The sequence below is a fragment of the Streptomyces mirabilis genome, assembly GCF_039503195.1.
Classification (GTDB): domain Bacteria; phylum Actinomycetota; class Actinomycetes; order Streptomycetales; family Streptomycetaceae; genus Streptomyces; species Streptomyces mirabilis_D.
The window spans coordinates 5,698,242-5,714,579 of the sequence record NZ_JBCJKP010000001.1 but is presented as its reverse complement, the minus strand read 5'-3'; the positions used below and the strand labels follow the sequence as shown (position 1 = coordinate 5,714,579).

At 69.5% G+C, this 16,338-nt stretch carries 16 protein-coding genes; 8 read left to right on the top strand and 8 right to left on the bottom strand.

Annotated elements, in window-relative coordinates; translation table 11 throughout:
- The first annotated feature begins 341 nt into the window (after window positions 1-341).
- The 4 genes from nhaA (at window position 342) to AAFF41_RS26465 (ending at window position 3,686) form a co-directional block, all read left to right on the top strand.
- Entirely contained in the window at window positions 342-1,742 is a 1,401-nt protein-coding gene (gene nhaA, locus AAFF41_RS26480) for a Na+/H+ antiporter NhaA (protein ID WP_319750322.1), read from the top strand.
- Between the two features lie 190 nt (window positions 1,743-1,932).
- Window positions 1,933-2,409 (top strand): phage holin family protein, encoded by a 477-nt coding sequence (locus tag AAFF41_RS26475; RefSeq protein ID WP_319750321.1) that lies wholly within the window; start codon window positions 1,933-1,935, stop codon window positions 2,407-2,409.
- Window positions 2,406-3,356: an alpha/beta fold hydrolase gene (locus AAFF41_RS26470; protein ID WP_054237406.1), complete on the top strand. Its 951-nt coding sequence runs from the start codon at window positions 2,406-2,408 to the stop codon at window positions 3,354-3,356. The genes AAFF41_RS26475 and AAFF41_RS26470 overlap by 4 nt, the downstream gene beginning before the upstream one ends.
- Before the next feature lie 150 nt (window positions 3,357-3,506).
- Entirely contained in the window at window positions 3,507-3,686 is a 180-nt protein-coding gene (locus tag AAFF41_RS26465; RefSeq protein WP_075033566.1) for a hypothetical protein, read from the top strand.
- Window positions 3,687-3,746: 60 nt separating this feature from the next.
- On the opposite strand, the gene AAFF41_RS26460 is transcribed toward AAFF41_RS26465, so the two are convergent.
- From AAFF41_RS26460 to nth, 3 genes are all read right to left on the bottom strand, one after another.
- Complete coding sequence (locus tag AAFF41_RS26460; RefSeq protein WP_319750320.1) at window positions 3,747-4,946, bottom strand: MarP family serine protease; 1,200 nt, start codon at window positions 4,944-4,946, stop codon at window positions 3,747-3,749.
- Window positions 4,947-4,959: 13 nt separating this feature from the next.
- On the bottom strand, window positions 4,960-5,619 hold the full coding sequence (locus tag AAFF41_RS26455; protein WP_319750340.1) for an NUDIX hydrolase: 660 nt from the start codon (window positions 5,617-5,619) through the stop codon (window positions 4,960-4,962).
- A gap of 280 nt (window positions 5,620-5,899) precedes the next feature.
- Window positions 5,900-6,916, bottom strand: a complete 1,017-nt coding sequence (nth, locus tag AAFF41_RS26450; RefSeq protein WP_343324719.1) for an endonuclease III — start codon at window positions 6,914-6,916, stop codon at window positions 5,900-5,902.
- Window positions 6,917-7,219: 303 nt separating this feature from the next.
- Between nth and AAFF41_RS26445 the strand changes: the two genes are divergently transcribed.
- Window positions 7,220-7,894 (top strand): Crp/Fnr family transcriptional regulator, encoded by a 675-nt coding sequence (locus AAFF41_RS26445; protein WP_006382668.1) that lies wholly within the window; start codon window positions 7,220-7,222, stop codon window positions 7,892-7,894.
- A 196-nt stretch (window positions 7,895-8,090) separates the two neighbouring features.
- On the opposite strand, the gene AAFF41_RS26440 is transcribed toward AAFF41_RS26445, so the two are convergent.
- The 4 genes from AAFF41_RS26440 to sp36 all read right to left on the bottom strand — a co-directional run bounded on the left by AAFF41_RS26440 (window position 8,091) and on the right by sp36 (window position 10,525).
- Window positions 8,091-8,921 (bottom strand): MBL fold metallo-hydrolase, encoded by an 831-nt coding sequence (locus AAFF41_RS26440; RefSeq protein ID WP_054237403.1) that lies wholly within the window; start codon window positions 8,919-8,921, stop codon window positions 8,091-8,093.
- Window positions 8,918-9,787 (bottom strand): NUDIX hydrolase, encoded by an 870-nt coding sequence (locus AAFF41_RS26435; protein ID WP_319750318.1) that lies wholly within the window; start codon window positions 9,785-9,787, stop codon window positions 8,918-8,920. Before AAFF41_RS26435 ends, AAFF41_RS26440 begins: the two co-directional genes overlap by 4 nt.
- A gap of 109 nt (window positions 9,788-9,896) precedes the next feature.
- The gene (locus AAFF41_RS26430; RefSeq protein ID WP_319750317.1) at window positions 9,897-10,367 is read right to left on the bottom strand and encodes a RidA family protein; all 471 of its coding nucleotides are present in this window, start codon (window positions 10,365-10,367) and stop codon (window positions 9,897-9,899) included.
- Window positions 10,364-10,525, bottom strand: a complete 162-nt coding sequence (gene sp36, locus AAFF41_RS26425; protein ID WP_143608830.1) for a Sp36 family protein — start codon at window positions 10,523-10,525, stop codon at window positions 10,364-10,366. The genes AAFF41_RS26430 and sp36 overlap by 4 nt, the downstream gene beginning before the upstream one ends.
- 95 nt (window positions 10,526-10,620) lie before the next feature.
- Between sp36 and bagA the strand changes: the two genes are divergently transcribed.
- Both bagA and bagB read left to right on the top strand, forming a co-directional pair.
- Window positions 10,621-11,598 carry an ATPase BagA gene (bagA, locus tag AAFF41_RS26420; RefSeq protein WP_343324718.1) on the top strand — a complete coding sequence of 326 codons (978 nt, stop codon included), beginning with the start codon at window positions 10,621-10,623 and terminating at the stop codon, window positions 11,596-11,598.
- On the top strand, window positions 11,595-13,028 hold the full coding sequence (gene bagB / locus AAFF41_RS26415) for an ATPase BagB (RefSeq protein ID WP_343324717.1): 1,434 nt from the start codon (window positions 11,595-11,597) through the stop codon (window positions 13,026-13,028). The genes bagA and bagB overlap by 4 nt, the downstream gene beginning before the upstream one ends.
- Window positions 13,029-13,246: 218 nt before the next feature.
- On the opposite strand, the gene wblA is transcribed toward bagB, so the two are convergent.
- Entirely contained in the window at window positions 13,247-13,585 is a 339-nt protein-coding gene (gene wblA, locus AAFF41_RS26410; protein WP_028799159.1) for a transcriptional regulator WblA, read from the bottom strand.
- 408 nt (window positions 13,586-13,993) lie between these two features.
- Between wblA and AAFF41_RS26405 the strand changes: the two genes are divergently transcribed.
- The gene (locus tag AAFF41_RS26405; RefSeq protein WP_319750314.1) at window positions 13,994-16,288 is read left to right on the top strand and encodes a transglycosylase domain-containing protein; all 2,295 of its coding nucleotides are present in this window, start codon (window positions 13,994-13,996) and stop codon (window positions 16,286-16,288) included.
- Window positions 16,289-16,338 lie beyond the last annotated feature (50 nt).

The window sequence follows — 16,338 nt, the reverse complement described above, 5'->3', positions numbered from 1 at the left end:
AGGCCTCCGGTGCCGTTGCCGCAGTCCTGCGGCAACACGCTGGGAGGTCTGCTCCTGGGCTCGTGCTGGGCCTGGATTCTCGTGAGGTCTCCGTCGAGTCGGCTACCACCGCTCCGCCTCCGTGCCTGGCAGCCCTCGTCGGTGCCGGGGCGTGCCCCCGCGCGTCGGCGCGACCACTCACCCCTCTTGCGCACCATATGTCCGTAACAAGAAATATCTCGCCGTAATGGCAAGGTAAAGTAGTGGCCTCAGGGTGTGCCGGGAAGTCTGGTCGGCGGCGTCGTCAGCGATCCCGCGTGACGGCCGTCAGCAAACAGCCGTAACGACCCGGAGGTCCCGCCGTGGCGACGACGCCCAGCGCCAACAACCGCAAGCTCCTCGGACGCCTGTCCCTGCCCGAGCGGAACTTCGTCGCGGAGGCGTTGCGGACCGAGACCGTCGGTGGGGTGCTGTTGCTCGTGGCGGCGGTTGCCGCGCTGGTGTGGGCCAACACGCCGCTGCGGGACAGCTACGCGAGCGTCAGCCATTTCCATCTCGGGCCCTCCGCGCTCGGGCTGAACCTGTCCGTTCAGCACTGGGCGGCGGACGGACTACTGGCCGTGTTCTTCTTCGTCGCCGGTATCGAACTCAAGCGCGAGCTGGTGGCGGGGGATCTGCGCGATCCGAAGGCCGCGATACTGCCCGTCGTCGCGGCCGTGTGTGGAATGGCCGTGCCCGCGCTGGTCTACGCCCTCACCAATGCGATCGGGGGCGGATCCCTCGGCGGGTGGGCCGTACCCACCGCCACCGACATCGCCTTCGCCCTCGCCGTACTGGCCGTGATCGGCACCTCCCTGCCGTCCGCCCTGCGCGCCTTCCTGCTCACCCTCGCCGTCGTCGACGACCTGTTCGCGATTCTCATCATCGCGATCTTCTTCACCGACCACATCGACTTCGGCGCGCTGGGCGGGGCCGTCGTCGGGCTCGGCGTGTTCTGGGTACTGCTGCGCAAGGGCGTACGCGGGTGGTACGTGTATGTGCCGCTCGCTCTCGTCATCTGGGGGCTGATGTACAACAGCGGCGTCCACGCCACCATCTCCGGCGTCGCGATGGGGCTGATGCTGCGCTGCCACCCGCACGAGGGCGAGGAGCACTCACCCGGGGAGCACATCGAGCATCTTGTCCGGCCCCTTTCCGCCGGGCTCGCCGTGCCGCTGTTCGCGCTCTTCAGCGCCGGGGTCGTCGTCTCCGGAGGAGCGATCGGTGACGTGTTCACGCGCCCCGAGACACTCGGTGTCGTGCTGGGGCTCGTCGTCGGGAAGGCCGTGGGCATTTTCGGGGGGACCTGGCTGGCCGCCCGGTTCACCCGGGCCTCGCTCAGTGAGGATCTTGTCTGGCCCGACGTCTTCGCCGTCGCGTCCCTCGCCGGAATCGGCTTCACCGTCTCCCTCCTCATCGGCGAACTCGCCTTCAAGGACGACCCGGTACTCACCGACGAAGTGAAGGCCGCGGTACTCATCGGCTCGCTCATAGCCGCCGTACTCGCCACGACGCTGCTGAAGGTACGCAATGCCAAGTACCGTGCGCTGTGCGAGGCCGAGGAGCTCGACGAGGACAGCGACGGCATCCCCGACATCTACGAGCAGAACAACCCGGCGTACCACCTGCGGATGGCCGAGATCTACGAACGGAAGGCCGCCGAGCACCGAAGGCTTGCCGAAGTGGCGGCCGGGGCAAGCGAGGAGAACGACGGTCCGGCATGATCTGAGCAGAACCGGATGGTCAGGACTCGACGGTCAGGGCCGGATGGTCAGGGCTGGATGGTCGGGGCCGGGCGGTCGGCAGAAGACGGTACGGGCACTGGGGCAGCCAGGGCCGTGCCGGCACCGTTGACAGCCGGACCGCACAGAGCAGCCCGTACAGAGCAGGCACATACAGAAGAGGGAGTCCGCGATGAGCGCACCCGACGGCAGCCCGGTCGGCGCCGAACGCAGCATCGGCCAGTTGTTCGCCTCGGCGACGACCGAGATGTCCGCACTGGTGCACGACGAGATCGCGCTGGCGAAGGCGCAGCTCAAGCACGACGTCAAGCGCGGCGCGGTCAGCGGCGGCGCGTTCTCCGCGGCCGGAGCGGTGCTGCTCTTCTCCCTCCCGATGCTGAACTTCGCCCTGGCGTACGGCATCCGGACCTGGAGCCACTGGAATCTCGCGATCTGCTTCGTCCTGTCGTTCGCCGCGAACGTGCTGGTCGCCGGCTTCCTCGCGCTGATCGGCCTGGTCTTCGCGAAGAAGGCGAAAAAGGGCAAGGGCCCGCAGAAGGTCGCCGCCTCGGTCAAGGAGACCGCGGGTGTGCTCCAGAACGCCAAACCCCACCCCCGGACCGCCCCTGTGAGTGATGCGGTCGAGGTTGTGGCACGCTCGACGTCATGACGGACCCCGCCACCCCTTCGGCGCAACCCACCTCAGTCGTGCGGCTCGACGTCCCCGGCGGGAGAGAAGTGACCCACCGGGACGTCGCCGCCAACGGCGCGCGCTTCCACATCGCCGAGATGGGCGACGGGCCGCTCGTCCTGCTGCTGCACGGCTTCCCACAGTTCTGGTGGACCTGGCGCCGGCAGATGGTGGCGCTCGCGGACGCGGGCTTCCGGGCCGTGGCCATGGATCTTCGCGGCGTCGGCGGCAGCGACCGCACGCCGCGCGGTTACGACCCCGCCAACCTCGCGCTCGACATCACCGGGGTCGTACGGTCCCTCGGTGAGCCCGACGCCGCGCTGGTCGGACACGACCTGGGCGGCTATCTGGCGTGGACGGCGGCCGTGATGCGCCCCAAGCTCGTCCGCCGCCTCGCCGTGTCGTCCATGCCGCACCCGCGGCGCTGGCGCTCGGCCATGCTCTCCGACGTCAAGCAGTCGGCGGCGGGTTCGTACATCTGGGGTTTCCAGCGGCCCTGGATCCCGGAGCGCCAACTCGTCGCCGACGAAGGTGCCCTGGTGGGTCGTCTGGTGCGGGACTGGTCGGGGCCGCGACAGCCGGACGACGAGGCCGTGGAGACGTACCGCCGCGCCATGTGCATCCCGTCGACGGCGCATTGTGCGATCGAGCCCTATCGGTGGATGGTCCGTTCGATGGCACGACCGGACGGGATCCAGTTCAACCGGCGTATGAAGCGGCCGGTTCGGGTGCCGACGCTGCATCTGCACGGATCGCTCGATCCGGTGATGCGGACGCGGAGTGCGGCCGGGTCCGGGGAGTACGTCGAAGCGCCCTACCGTTGGCGGCTGTTCGACGGTCTCGGACACTTCCCCCACGAAGAGGACCCGGTGGCGTTTTCGACCGAATTGGTCAACTGGCTGAAGGATCCCGAGCCTGACCGGTGACCCGTCGGTGACTGTCCGATTGCGGCCCGTGGCCCGCCCGGTATGCGGACGCGAACGCCTGTCCTACGAACAGCCAAATGCCTCGCGCATAGGCCAATTGGGGGGCTTGGGCGAGGTTATCGACCTTGGGGCAGGGGCAGACGTCGAGGTATGGGCTGGACGCACGACTACAGTGACGCACCACGCAACCGCCGCTCGGCGACGGGCCTGAGCTCCCATCAGAGGGGCACCCCGCAGTTGCCGGGCGCGGACCCCCAAGTGGGGATCCCGCGCATTTTGCGCCGCCGGGCCCGCTGGGTTTCGGTACGGCTGCGTCACCCACGAGGCTGAGGCCCCGCACACCGGCGCTCGTCACCCTTCGCTCTCAAAGCGGCCCGTCACCCTTCGCTCTCAGAGCGCGCAGCTGTCGCTGTCCACCTGCTGATCGGCCGCACGCCCCTTGGTGGCGTCCGGCTGGACCTCGTCCGCGGTGAGCGCGTACCCGGTGTTGGCGTCGTCGAGGGACTTCGCGAAGACCACTCCGTACACCTTGCCGTCGGGCGTGAGCAGCGGACCGCCCGAGTTGCCCTGGCGCACGGTCGCGTAGAGCGAGTAGACGTCGCGGCGCACGGTTCCGCGGTGGTAGATGTCCGGTCCGTTGGCCGTGATGCGGCCGCGCACGCGCGCGGGCTGGACGTTGTACGCGCCGTTCTGCGGGAAGCCGGCCACGATCGCGTTGTTTCCGCTGGTCGCGTCCTTGGCGGTGAACTGGAGGGCGGGCGCGTCCAGGTTCGGTACGTCGAGTACGGCGATGTCGCGCTCCCAGTCGTACAGGACGACCTTGGCGTCGTACTTCCTGCCCTCGCCGCCGATCTGGACGGTGGGCTCGTCGACCCCGCCGACCACGTGCGCGTTGGTCATCACGCGGCGGTTGCCGAAGACGAAGCCGCTGCCCTCGAGGACCTTGCCGCAGCTCTGCGCGGTGCCCATCACCTTGACGATGGACTTCTGGGCGCGGATGGCGACGGGGCTGTTCGCGAGCGCCGGGTCGGGGGGCTGGACGTCGGTGATGGGTTCGTTGGCGAACGGGCTGAAGACCTGCGGGAAGCCGTTCTGCGCGAGGACCGAGGAGAAGTCGGCGAACCAGGTGTCGGCCTGGGAGGGCAGGGCGCTGGAGACGCCGTGGAGCACCTTGGAGCCGCGGACCTCCTTGCCCAGCGTCGGCAGCGTCGTGCCCGCGAGGGCCGAACCGATCAGCCAGGCGACCAGGAGCATCGCGACGACGTTGACGAGGGCGCCGCCGGTCGCGTCCAGGGCGCGGGCCGGGGACCAGGTGATGTACCGGCGCAGTTTGTTGCCCAGGTGGGTGGTGAGGGCCTGGCCGACGGAGGCGCAGACGATCACGACGATCACCGCGACCACGGCGGCGGTCGTACTCACCTTGGAGTCGTCTGTCAGGGCACCCCAGATGACGGGGAGCAGATAGACGGCGACCAGGCCGCCGCCCAGGAAGCCGATCACCGACAGGATGCCGACGACGAAGCCCTGGCGGTAGCCCACGATCGCGAACCACACGGCGGCGACCAGCAACAGGATGTCCAGCACGTTCACGGGGGCCACCCTGTCATGCGCGCCAGTCGAGCGGGACCTGCTTCTCACGGTCCCAGGGCAGCTCCCAGCCAGCGTAGTGCAGCAGACGGTCGATGATCCCCGCGGTGAAGCCCCAGACCAGGGCCGATTCGACCAGGAATGCCGGACCTCGGTGGCCGCTGGGGTGCACGGTCGTCGCGCGGTGGGCGGGGTTCGTGAGATCCGCCACGGGGACCGTGAAGACCCGGGCCGTCTCGGCCGGATCGACCACGCCGACCGGGGTCGGCTCGCGCCACCAGCCCAGGACCGGGGTGACCACGAAGCCGCTCACCGGGATGTAGAGCTTCGGCAGCACGCCGAAGAGCTGGACGCCGCCCGGGTCGAGCCCGGTCTCCTCCTCGGCCTCCCGCAGCGCGGCCCGCAGCGGCCCGTCGGCCTTCGGATCACCGTCCTGCGGGTCGAGGGCGCCGCCGGGGAAGGAGGGCTGCCCCGCGTGCGAGCGCAGGGAGCTGGCACGCTCCATCAGCAGCAGCTCGGGACCGCGGGCGCCCTCGCCGAAGAGGATGAGCACGGCGGACTGCCGCCCCGCGCCGTTCGCCGGCGGCAGGAAGCGGCTCAGCTGGAGCGGTTCCACGGTCTCTACGGCGTGCACCACCGGGTCGAGCCAGGCGGGCAGACCGTCCTTGGTCACCACGACGCGGCCGTTCTGCGCGTCGGGGCCTTCGTGTGTGCGGTGGTGTGCGCCGGGGCCGTCGTACGTGCGCTGTGAGCCCGTCTCGCTCCGTGTGCTGCGCGTACCCCTCTCGTTCTGCGTGCCGTGCGCGCCGGGTTCGATCTGTGTGTCGTGCTTGCCCGTCTCGTTCTGCGTGCGGTGTGTGTCCGGCTCGTCGTGCCTGCTGTGCGTGTTGCTCGCGTGCGTCATCGCCACCCCCGTTCTGCTCTCCCCAACGCCGGGCGGCGCCGTGTTCGTTCCGTCATCCGGCGCCCAGTGGGGGTGCCGGGATACCGCCCGCGTCCAGGTAGGACTGCGGCGGGTTGAGGCGCTGGCCGGGGAAGCCGCCCTTCTCGTACTTCAGGAGCTTGCGCGCCTTCTCCGGGTCCGTCTCGCCCTCCCCGTACGCGGGGCAGAGCGGAGCGATGGGGCAGGCGCCGCACGCGGGCTTACGGGCGTGGCAGATACGGCGGCCGTGGAAGATCACGTGGTGCGAGAGCATCGTCCACTCGCTCTTCGGGAAGAGCGCGCCGACGGCGGCCTCGACCTTGTCCGGGTCGGTCTCGTCGGTCCACTGCCAGCGGCGCACGAGCCGGCCGAAGTGGGTGTCCACGGTGATGCCGGGGCGCCCGAAGGCGTTGCCCAGGACGACGAAGGCGGTCTTGCGGCCCACGCCGGGGAGCTTGACGAGGTCTTCGAGGCGGCCGGGGACCTCACCCCCGAAGTCCTCCGCCAAGGCCTTGGAGAGCCCTATCACCGACTTGGTCTTGGCCCGGAAGAAACCGGTCGGACGGAGGATCTCCTCGACCTCCTCCGGATTCGCCGCGGCGAGGTCCTCGGGCGTGGGGTACTTGGCGAAGAGCCCCGGAGTCGTCTGGTTCACCCGCAGGTCGGTCGTCTGGGCCGACAGGACCGTGGCGATCACCAGCTGGAAGGGGTTCTCGAAGTCCAGCTCCGGGTGGGCGTACGGGTACACCTCGGCGAGCTCACGGTTGATGCGGCGGGCGCGGCGCACGAGAGCGGCATGGGACTCGACGATCGCCTTCTTGGGGGCGGCTTGGGCGGGGGCGGCCTTCTTGGCCCCGGTCTTGGCAGGTGCCGCCTTCTTGGCGACCGTCTTGGCCGGCGCCGCCTTCTTGGAAGCAGCCGCCTTCTTGATCGTGGCCGTCGCCTTCTTGGCCACGCCTGTCGCCTTCCCGCTCACGGCTGTCGCCTTTTTGGCAGCCTTCTTCGCGACCGGCTTCGCCGGCGTCGATTTTGCCGCTTTTGTCGTTTTCATACCTTCGGCGGAACTCTGTTCGCCCACAGCGGAATCGCGACGTACAACCACCCGCCCAGCCCCCTTGGCCTGTGCTCTCACCGGCGATTTGGACACCCGGCCAGCCTAAAGCCCCCCACCGACATCCGCCCCGGACCCAGAAGATCAGCCCCCAATTGGCCCCCTGCCGCACTGTGCGGCACGCCAGTGCGGCAGACTTGTGACTGATCACACTGTTTGGACCGTCCAGCAAGATGGGGAACACGCTCCCCTGGTATCACGGGGGAGCAAGATCCCCTGAGCAGGTCGACAAGGAGAGAACTCGTGGACGACGTTCTGCGGCGCGCCCCGCTCTTCGCGGCGCTCGATGATGAGCAGGCCGCGGAGCTCCGCGCCTCCATGAGTGAGGTGACCCTCGCACGCGGCGACGCTCTCTTCCACGAGGGCGACCCCGGGGACCGCCTTTACGTGGTCACCGAGGGCAAGGTGAAGCTCCACCGCACCTCACCCGACGGCCGCGAGAACATGCTGGCCGTCCTGGGCCCCGGTGAGCTCATCGGCGAGCTGTCGCTGTTCGACCCGGGCCCGCGCACGGCGACCGCCACCGCGCTGACCGAGGTCAAGCTGCTCGGCCTCGGCCACGGCGACCTCCAGCCCTGGCTGAACGCGCGGCCCGAGGTGGCCGCCGCGCTGCTGCGCGCCGTCGCCCGGCGGCTGCGCAAGACCAACGACCAGATGTCCGACCTGGTCTTCTCGGACGTGCCCGGCCGCGTGGCCCGCGCGCTCCTGGACCTCTCCCGTCGCTTCGGCGTGCAGTCGGAGGAGGGCATCCACGTCGTGCACGACCTCACGCAGGAGGAGCTGGCCCAGCTGGTCGGCGCGTCCCGCGAGACGGTCAACAAGGCCCTGGCCGACTTCGCGGGCCGCGGCTGGCTCCGACTGGAGGCCCGCGCGGTCATCCTGCTGGACGTGGAGCGCCTCGCGAAGCGCTCGCGCTGACCGCGCCGCGCGCCGGCTTTCGACGCACCTGAAGGGCCTCGCCGCACAGCGGGGCCCTTCTCGTATCCCCGGCATTCACGTTTCTCGTAGGGCCGGTTCTCGTACGGCCGGTTCTCGTACGGCCGGTTCTCGTACGGCCGGGATCGCCGCCGGTATCGCACGGGCGCCCACCCACCGCCCGGACGGCCCCCGGCGCCTAGATGAGGCCGTGTTCCCGGAGGTAGTCCATCTGGGCCCGGACCGACAGCTCCGCCGCCGGCCACAGCGAGCGGTCCACGTCCGCGTACACGTGCGCGACGACCTCGGCCGGCGACCGGTAGCCGTTCTCGACCGCCGTCTCGACCTGGGCCAGGCGGTGGGCGCGGTGGGCGAGGTAGAACTCGACGGCGCCCTGGGCGTCCTCCAGGACGGGCCCGTGCCCCGGCAGCACGGTGTGCACGCCGTCGTCCACGGTGAGGGACCTGAGCCGCCGCAGCGAGTCCAGATAGTCGCCCAGACGGCCGTCGGGGTGGGCCACGACGGTCGTACCGCGGCCGAGGATGGTGTCACCCGTCAGGACGGCCCGATCGGCCGGGAGATGGAAGCACAGCGAGTCGGCGGTGTGGCCCGGGGTCGGTACGACACGCAGTTCGAGCCCGCCCACGGCGATGACGTCCCCGTGCGCCAGCCCCTCGTCCCCGAGCCGCAGCGCCGGATCCAGCGCCCGCACCTTCGTGTCCGTCAGTTCCGCGAACCGCCCGGCGCCCTCGGCGTGATCGGGGTGCCCGTGCGTCAGCAGGGTCAGCGCCACCCGCTTCCCCGCCTTCTCGGCGGTGTCCACGACATTGCGCAGATGCACGTCGTCCAGGGGCCCGGGGTCGATCACCACCGCCAGGTCGGAGTCCGGCTCGGAGACGATCCAGGTGTTGGTGCCGTCCAGGGTCATCGCGGACGCGTTGGGCGCGAGCACGTTGACGGCGCGCGGGGTGGCGGAGCCGGAGAGGACCCCGCCTCGCGGCTGGCCGGGGAGAGCTGCGGCGTCGGTCATGCGGGGGCTCCACCGGTCGGGATGTGCTTGGTGAACTCGTCGTGGCCCGGCCAGGCGAGGACGACTTCGCCGTTCTCCAGGCGGGCCTTGGCCAGGACGGGGGTCAGATCACGGGCGGGCGCGGCGGCGAGGACGTCGGCGGCGCTGTCGTACGGGATGAGCTGGCGCAGGGTCGCGACGGTGGGCGGCATCATCAGGAGCTCGCCCTTGTCGTACCCGTCCGCCGCGTCCGCGGGGCGGATCCAGACCGTGCGGTCGGCCTCCGTGGAGGCGTTGCGGGTGCGCTGGCCCTCCGGGAGTGCGGCCACGAAGAACCAGGTGTCGTAGCGGCGGGTCTCGAACTCCGGGGTGATCCAGCGGGTCCAGACGCCCAGGAGGTCGGACCTGAGCACGAGTCCGCGGCGGTCGAGGAACTCGGCGAAGGAGAGGTCACGGGCGACCAGGGCCGCGCGCTCCGCCTCCCAGTCCTCGCCGGTGGTGTCGCCGACCACGGTGTCCGGGGTGGGCCCGGCCAGCAGGACACCGGCCTCCTCGTACGTCTCGCGGACCGCCGCGCAGACGACGGCCTGGGCGGACGTCTCGTCGGTGCCGAGCCTGTTCGCCCACCACGCGCGCGTGGGGCCCGCCCAGCGGATCTGGTGCTCGTCGTCGCGTGGGTCCACGCCGCCGCCCGGATACGCGTACGCGCCTCCGGCGAAGGCCATGGAGGCGCGTCTGCGCAGCATGTGCACCACGGGGGCGGTGGGGGTGTCCTTGAGCAGCATGACGGTGGCCGCGCGCTTGGGGGGCACCGGGATCAGCGTGCCCTCCGCGAGCGCGCGGATCCGCTCGGGCCACTCCGGTGGATACCACTGCCCATTCGCCATGGCCGGAGGCTATCCCGAGCCGGGCGAATGTTCGAGGGGCCCATGGGGATCCCCGGGCCGGGGGGTGGGGGCGGCGGGGGCGAAGAAAACCGCCACCGGTCCCGACCGCCTACGCCTCCGTCAGCTCCACCTGGATCTCGACCTCGACCGGGGCGTCCAGCGGGAGGACCGCCACGCCGACCGCACTGCGGGCGTGGACGCCCTTGTCACCCAGGGCCACGCCCAGGAGCTCGCTCGCGCCGTTCAGGACACCCGGCTGGCCGGTGAAGTCCGAGGCCGAGGCCACGAAGCCGACGACCTTCACGACACGCGCGATGCGGTCGAGGTCGCCCGCGACGGACTTGACCGCGGCCAGCGCGTTCAGCGCGCAGATGCGGGCCAGGTCCTTGGCCTCCTCGGCCGTGACCTCCGCACCCACCTTGCCGGTGAGCGGAAGCTTGCCGTCCACCATCGGCAGCTGCCCCGCCGTGAAGACGTACACGCCGGACTGCACGGCGGGCTGATAGGCGGCCAGCGGCGGTACGACGCCCGGCAGCGTCAGACCGAGCTCCGCGAGCTTCGCCTCGACGGCGCCGCTCATGCCGACCTCTCGCGCTTCAGGTAGGCCACCAGCTGCTCGGGGTTGTTCGGCCCGGGCACGACCTGGACGAGCTCCCAGCCGTCCTCGCCCCAGGTGTCCAGAATCTGCTTCGTGGCATGGACGAGCAGCGGCACGGTTGCGTATTCCCACTTGGTCATGTCGCCGACTGTAGTCGTTGCCGCGGGGGGTCTCGCGCGCACGTTGTCCACAGCCTCCTGCGTAGTACGGCGGCGGACTGGTTAGGCTCGAAGACGTGAGCAGGCTCCAGGTCGTCAGCGGCAAGGGCGGTACCGGCAAGACCACGGTAGCCGCGGCCCTCGCGCTCGCCCTCGCGACCGAGGGCAAGCGCACCCTCCTCGTCGAGGTCGAGGGCAGACAGGGCATCGCGCAGCTCTTCGAAACAGAAGCGGTGCCCTACGAGGAGCGGAAGATCGCCGTCGCTCCGGGGGGCGGGGAGGTGTACGCCCTCGCCATCGACCCCGAACTGGCCCTTCTGGACTACCTCCAGATGTTCTACAAACTGGGCGGCGCCGGCCGGGCCCTGAAGAAGCTCGGCGCCATCGACTTCGCGACCACCATCGCGCCCGGTCTCAGGGACGTGCTCCTCACGGGGAAGGCGTGCGAGGCAGTCCGCAGGAAGGACAAGAGCGGGCGGTTCGCGTACGACTACGTCGTCATGGACGCGCCACCCACAGGCCGCATCACCCGCTTCCTGAACGTCAACGACGAGGTCGCGGGACTCGCCAAGATCGGGCCGATACACAATCAGGCGCAGGCCGTGATGCGCGTCCTGAAGTCGCCGGAGACGGCGGTGCACATGGTGACGCTGCTGGAGGAGATGCCCGTCCAGGAGACCGCGGACGGCATCGCCGAGCTGCGGGCGGCGAAGCTGCCGGTGGGACGGATCATCGTGAACATGGTACGGCCCGCGCTCCTGGACGACGTCGACCTGGAGCTCACGGGCGACGTCGCGCGCAGCGCCATCGCCAAGTCCCTGTCCGCGGCCGGGCTCGGCGGCGCCCGCCGCGGCGGGAACGCCGAGCGGCTCGTCGGGCCTCTCCTGGAACAGGCCGAGGAGTACGCCGAACGGCACACCCTGGAGCGCGAGCAGCGGGCCGTCCTGACCGAGCAGGACCTCCCGCTGCACGAACTCCCCCTGCTCGCCGAGGGAATGGACCTGGCGGGCCTGTACGAGCTCGCCACGGAACTGCGCACTCAAGGGATCTCATGAGTCTGGACCCGGCCCGCGTACTCGACCTCGACCCACTGCTCGACGACCCCGACACCCGCATCGTGGTGTGCTGCGGCTCGGGCGGCGTCGGCAAGACGACCACGGCGGCGGCCCTGGGGCTGCGCGCCGCCGAGCGGGGCCGCAAGGTGGTCGTTCTCACTATCGACCCGGCGCGCCGGCTCGCGCAGTCGATGGGCATCGACTCCCTCGACAACGTGCCACGCCGGGTGAAGGGCATCGACGACTCCGCGGGCGGCGAGCTGCACGCCATGATGCTCGACATGAAGCGCACGTTCGACGAGATCGTCGAGGCGCACGCGGACGGCGAGCGGGCGGCCGTGATCCTGAACAACCCCTTCTACCAGTCGCTTTCGGCGGGCTTCGCGGGCACGCAGGAGTACATGGCGATGGAGAAGCTGGGGCAGCTGCGGGCCCGGGACGAGTGGGACCTGATCATCGTCGACACGCCGCCGTCCCGCTCGGCGCTCGACTTCCTGGACGCGCCCAAGCGGCTCGGGTCCTTCCTCGACGGACGGCTGATCCGGCTCCTGACCGCGCCGGCGAAGCTGGGCGGGCGGGCGGGGATGAAGTTCCTGAACGTCGGGATGTCGATGATGACCGGCACCCTGGGGAAGCTGCTGGGGGGACAACTCCTGAAGGACGTGCAGACGTTCGTGGCGGCGATGGACACGACGTTCGGCGGCTTCCGTACGCGCGCGGACGCCACGTACAAGCTGCTCCAGGCACCCGGGACGGCGTTCCTGGTGGTGGCGGCCCCGGAGCGGGACGCGCTGCGCGAGGCCGCGTACTTCGTGGAGCGGCTGGCGGCCGAGGACATGCCGTTCGCCGGTCTCGTACTCAACCGGGTGCACGGCAGCGGTGCCGCCCACCTCTCCGCCGAGCGGGCGCTCGCGGCCGCGGAGAACCTCGATGCCGAGGCCGCGGAAGATCTTGAATCCAGGGCTGTAGAAAATCTTGACGACGCCCGCATTGTGGATCAGGAGGACGGGAAAGCTGGACTTCGTAACTCTCCCGACACGTACGGCAGTTCAGAATCTCCCGCTTCCGAGACATCAGCTCCCGACGGCTCCGAAGGTCCAGCCGGCTCCGACGGTTCCGATGAAGGCTCCCCCGCCGCCACGGACAGCACAGACGCCGCGGACACGACCGACGCACCGACCGGCGCTCCGTCGCACGGGCACCGGACCGTCGAACAACTCACCGCAGGCCTGCTGAGGCTGCACGCCGAGCGCATGCAGCTGCTCTCCCGCGAGCAGCGCACGCGTGACCGCTTCGCCGCACTCCACCCGGAGGTGGCGGTTGCCGAAGTGGCCGCACTGCCCGGCGACGTACACGATCTCGCAGGACTGCGGGACATCGGAGACCGGCTCGCGGCCAACCGGCCGGAGCTGCCTGAAACCGACGCCTGAGCGGCGCCGTCCACGGGCCCGGGGCCGGGTCTGAGTCATGTGCTCTGAGTCATGTGCTCTGAGTTCTGAGCTCGTGGTCGTGAGCTCATGGTCATGAGCCCGTGGCCGGCCCGAGATGGCCTGAGGCAAGTGGGTCCCGAGGCGGTGAGCGGGTCTGAGGCGGCGGGTGGGTCCGGCGCGGGCCGAGGTGGCCCCGCGGGACGCCCTCCGTGGCGCCCTCAGCCCACCGCCGCGTAGCGCTCGTACACCTCTTCCTCATCGAGGGGCAGCAGGCCCGCGCCGCGCTCGTACTCCGTACGCGCGGTCTCCAGCAGGCGACGCCACGAGGTGACGGTGGGACGCCTGCGCAGCAATGCGCGACGCTCCCGCTCCGTCATGCCACCCCACACGCCGAATTCGACGCGGTTGTCGAGCGCATCGGCAAGGCACTCCGTGCGTACCGGACATCCGGTGCACACTGCCTTCGCCCTGTTCTGCGCTGCTCCTTGAACGAACAGTTCATCCGGATCGGTAGTGCGGCAGGCCGCCTGCGCACTCCAGTCGGTTACCCAGCCCATACCGGCGCCGTCCTCTCCCGAATCGAGGCTCCCCCACGGCGGCAGCGGCATATTCACCGCCGCCAGTTGAGGACGTTACGGAAGGCAGGCACAGCGCAACACCCCCTGCGGGCCCAATCTTGAATGGCCCGAACGGACTATGCGTAAGCGGCAGATCACCCGGGGGAGTGAGCGGCGGACATACGTGAGTATCCCGGCAAACCGGGACAGTTCAGTTGAGTCACAACGGACGCCTGGTGACGCATGAGGCTGATTCGGACACGACCTCCCCAAAAAAGTTGGGGACCCTCCGGAACGATTCGGGGTCGCCGGACGTATTGATACGTGGCCATACTGCTGTGACAGTTGAGAGCAGCTTAGGCCAAGGCATATACGCGTGTCCGGCGAATGAGAACGTAGGCTGCCCCTATGCCAAAGAAGCGCTCGGGCGGTGGTCTGTCGCCAACGCAACAGGCCGCCAAGTTCCTCGGTGTCAGCGTGCTCGCTGGAGCAGTCATGGCCGGAATCGCGCTGCCCGCAGCGGGCGCGCTCGGTCTCGCGGCCAAGGGTTCCGTCCAGGGGTTCGACGAGATTCCCGACAACCTGAAGAGTCCCGCGCTGAGTCAGCGCACCACCATCCTGGACAGCAAGGGCGGTCAGATCGCGACGGTGTACTCGCGCGACCGCACGGTGGTCGACCTCAAGGACATCTCGCCGTACATGCAGAAGGCGATCGTCGCGATCGAGGACTCCCGCTTCTACCAGCACGGCGCGATCGACCTGAAGGGCGTCCTGCGCGCCCTGAACCAGAACGCGCAGAACGGCGGGGTCGCCCAGGGCGCCTCCACGCTCACCCAGCAGCTGGTGAAGAACTACTTCGTGGAGGAGGCCGGCGACGACCCGACGAAGGTCGCCCAGGCCACCCAGCAGACCCTCGGCCGCAAGGTCCGCGAGCTCAAGTACGCGATCCAGCTGGAAGAGAAGCTCGGCAAGAAGAAGATCCTCGAGAACTACCTGAACATCACGTTCTTCGGCGAGCAGGCCTACGGCATCGAGGCCGCCGCCCAGCGTTACTTCTCCAAGCCCGCCAAGGACCTGAACCTCCAGGAGTCGGCGCTGCTGGCGGGCATCGTCCAATCGCCCAGCCGGTACGACCCGGTGAACGACGAGGCGGAGGCCACCAAGCGCCGCAACACCGTGCTGCAGCGCATGGCCGAGGTGCACGACATCTCCCCGCAGGAGGCCGACCAGGCCAAGGAGGCGAAGCTCGGCCTGAAGGTCAGCCAGCCCAAGAACGGCTGCATCACGGCGGTCAAGGGCGCGAGCTTCTTCTGCAAGTACGTGGAGAACGTGTTCCTCACCGACCCGGTCTTCGGCACGACCAAGGAGGCCCGGGCGAAGCTCTGGAACCAGGGCGGCCTGACCATCCGTACGACGCTCGACCCGCAGGCGCAGAAGTCGGTGCAGTCCTCGATCAAGTCCCACGTCAACAAGTCGGACTCGGTCGCCACGGCGGCCACCCTGGTCGAGCCGGGCACCGGGAAGATCGTCGGCATGGGCCAGTCGAGGCCGTACGGCTACGGGAAGAACGAGACGGAGTACAACTACTCGGTCGACCGTGACATGGGCGGTTCGAACTACGGCTTCCCGACCGGTTCGACCTTCAAGCCGTTCGTGGCCGCGGCCGCGCTGGAGGAGGGCCGGCCGGCGACCCAGCAGTACCCGTCACCGTACGAGATGGCCTACCCCAGCCCCGTACAGACGTGCAGCAGCAAGCCCTGGACCAACCTGACCAACGAGAAGCTGTCGAACGAGAGCACCGAGGAGAAGGGCCCGTACGCGCTGAAGACGGCGATGGCCAAGTCGGTCAACACCTACTTCGTGCAGATGATCTCGGACATCGGCATCTGCCCCGTGGTGAAGATGACCGACAAGCTGCACGTCGTGCAGGGCAATGGCGACAAGCTGCCCGAGGTGCCCGCCATCACCCTCGGCTCCAAGGGCATCTCCCCGCTGACCATGGCGAGCGCGTACGCGACCTTCGCCTCCCGGGGCATGTACTGCACGCCGATCGCCATCGAGTCGATCACCCAGAAGGCCGACGGCAGGGAGAAGTCGCTCGAGGTCCCGAAGTCGACCTGCTCGCGGGCCATGTCCGAGAAGACCGCGGACACCGTCAACACGCTGCTCCAGGGCGTGATCGACTCCGGTACGGGCCAGCAGGCCGGCCTCTCCGACCGCGACAACGCCGGTAAGACGGGTACGACGGACGAGCGCAAGAACGCCTGGTTCGTCGGGTACACGCCGAACCTGTCGGGCGCGGTCTGGGTCGGCAGCCCCAAGCAGAACGTCAAGATGACCGGCATCCGCATCGGCGGCGTCTACCACGACCTCGTCTACGGCGGTCAGGTGCCAGGCCCCATCTGGAAGGACGCCATGACCGGCGCCCTCGTGGGCAAGGACTCCCCGTCCTTCAACCTCGTCGACATTCCCGACGAGAAGCCCAAGGACAACGGCCATGGCCCGACCGACGGGAACAACGGCGGCAACGCGAACGGTGGGAACACCACCAACGGCAACACCGTCAACGGGAACACGATCGGCGGCAACACCATCACCGGCGCCACAGGTAGCACGAACGGTGGCGGGTTCCCGACGCCGACGTTCTCGCTCCCCTCGGGCTTCATCCAGGGTCAGAACGGCAACGGGGGTCGTCACGGGTAACCCACCCCGTCACGACCGCTGACAGAGAACGGCACAGCACGGCCGTCGGC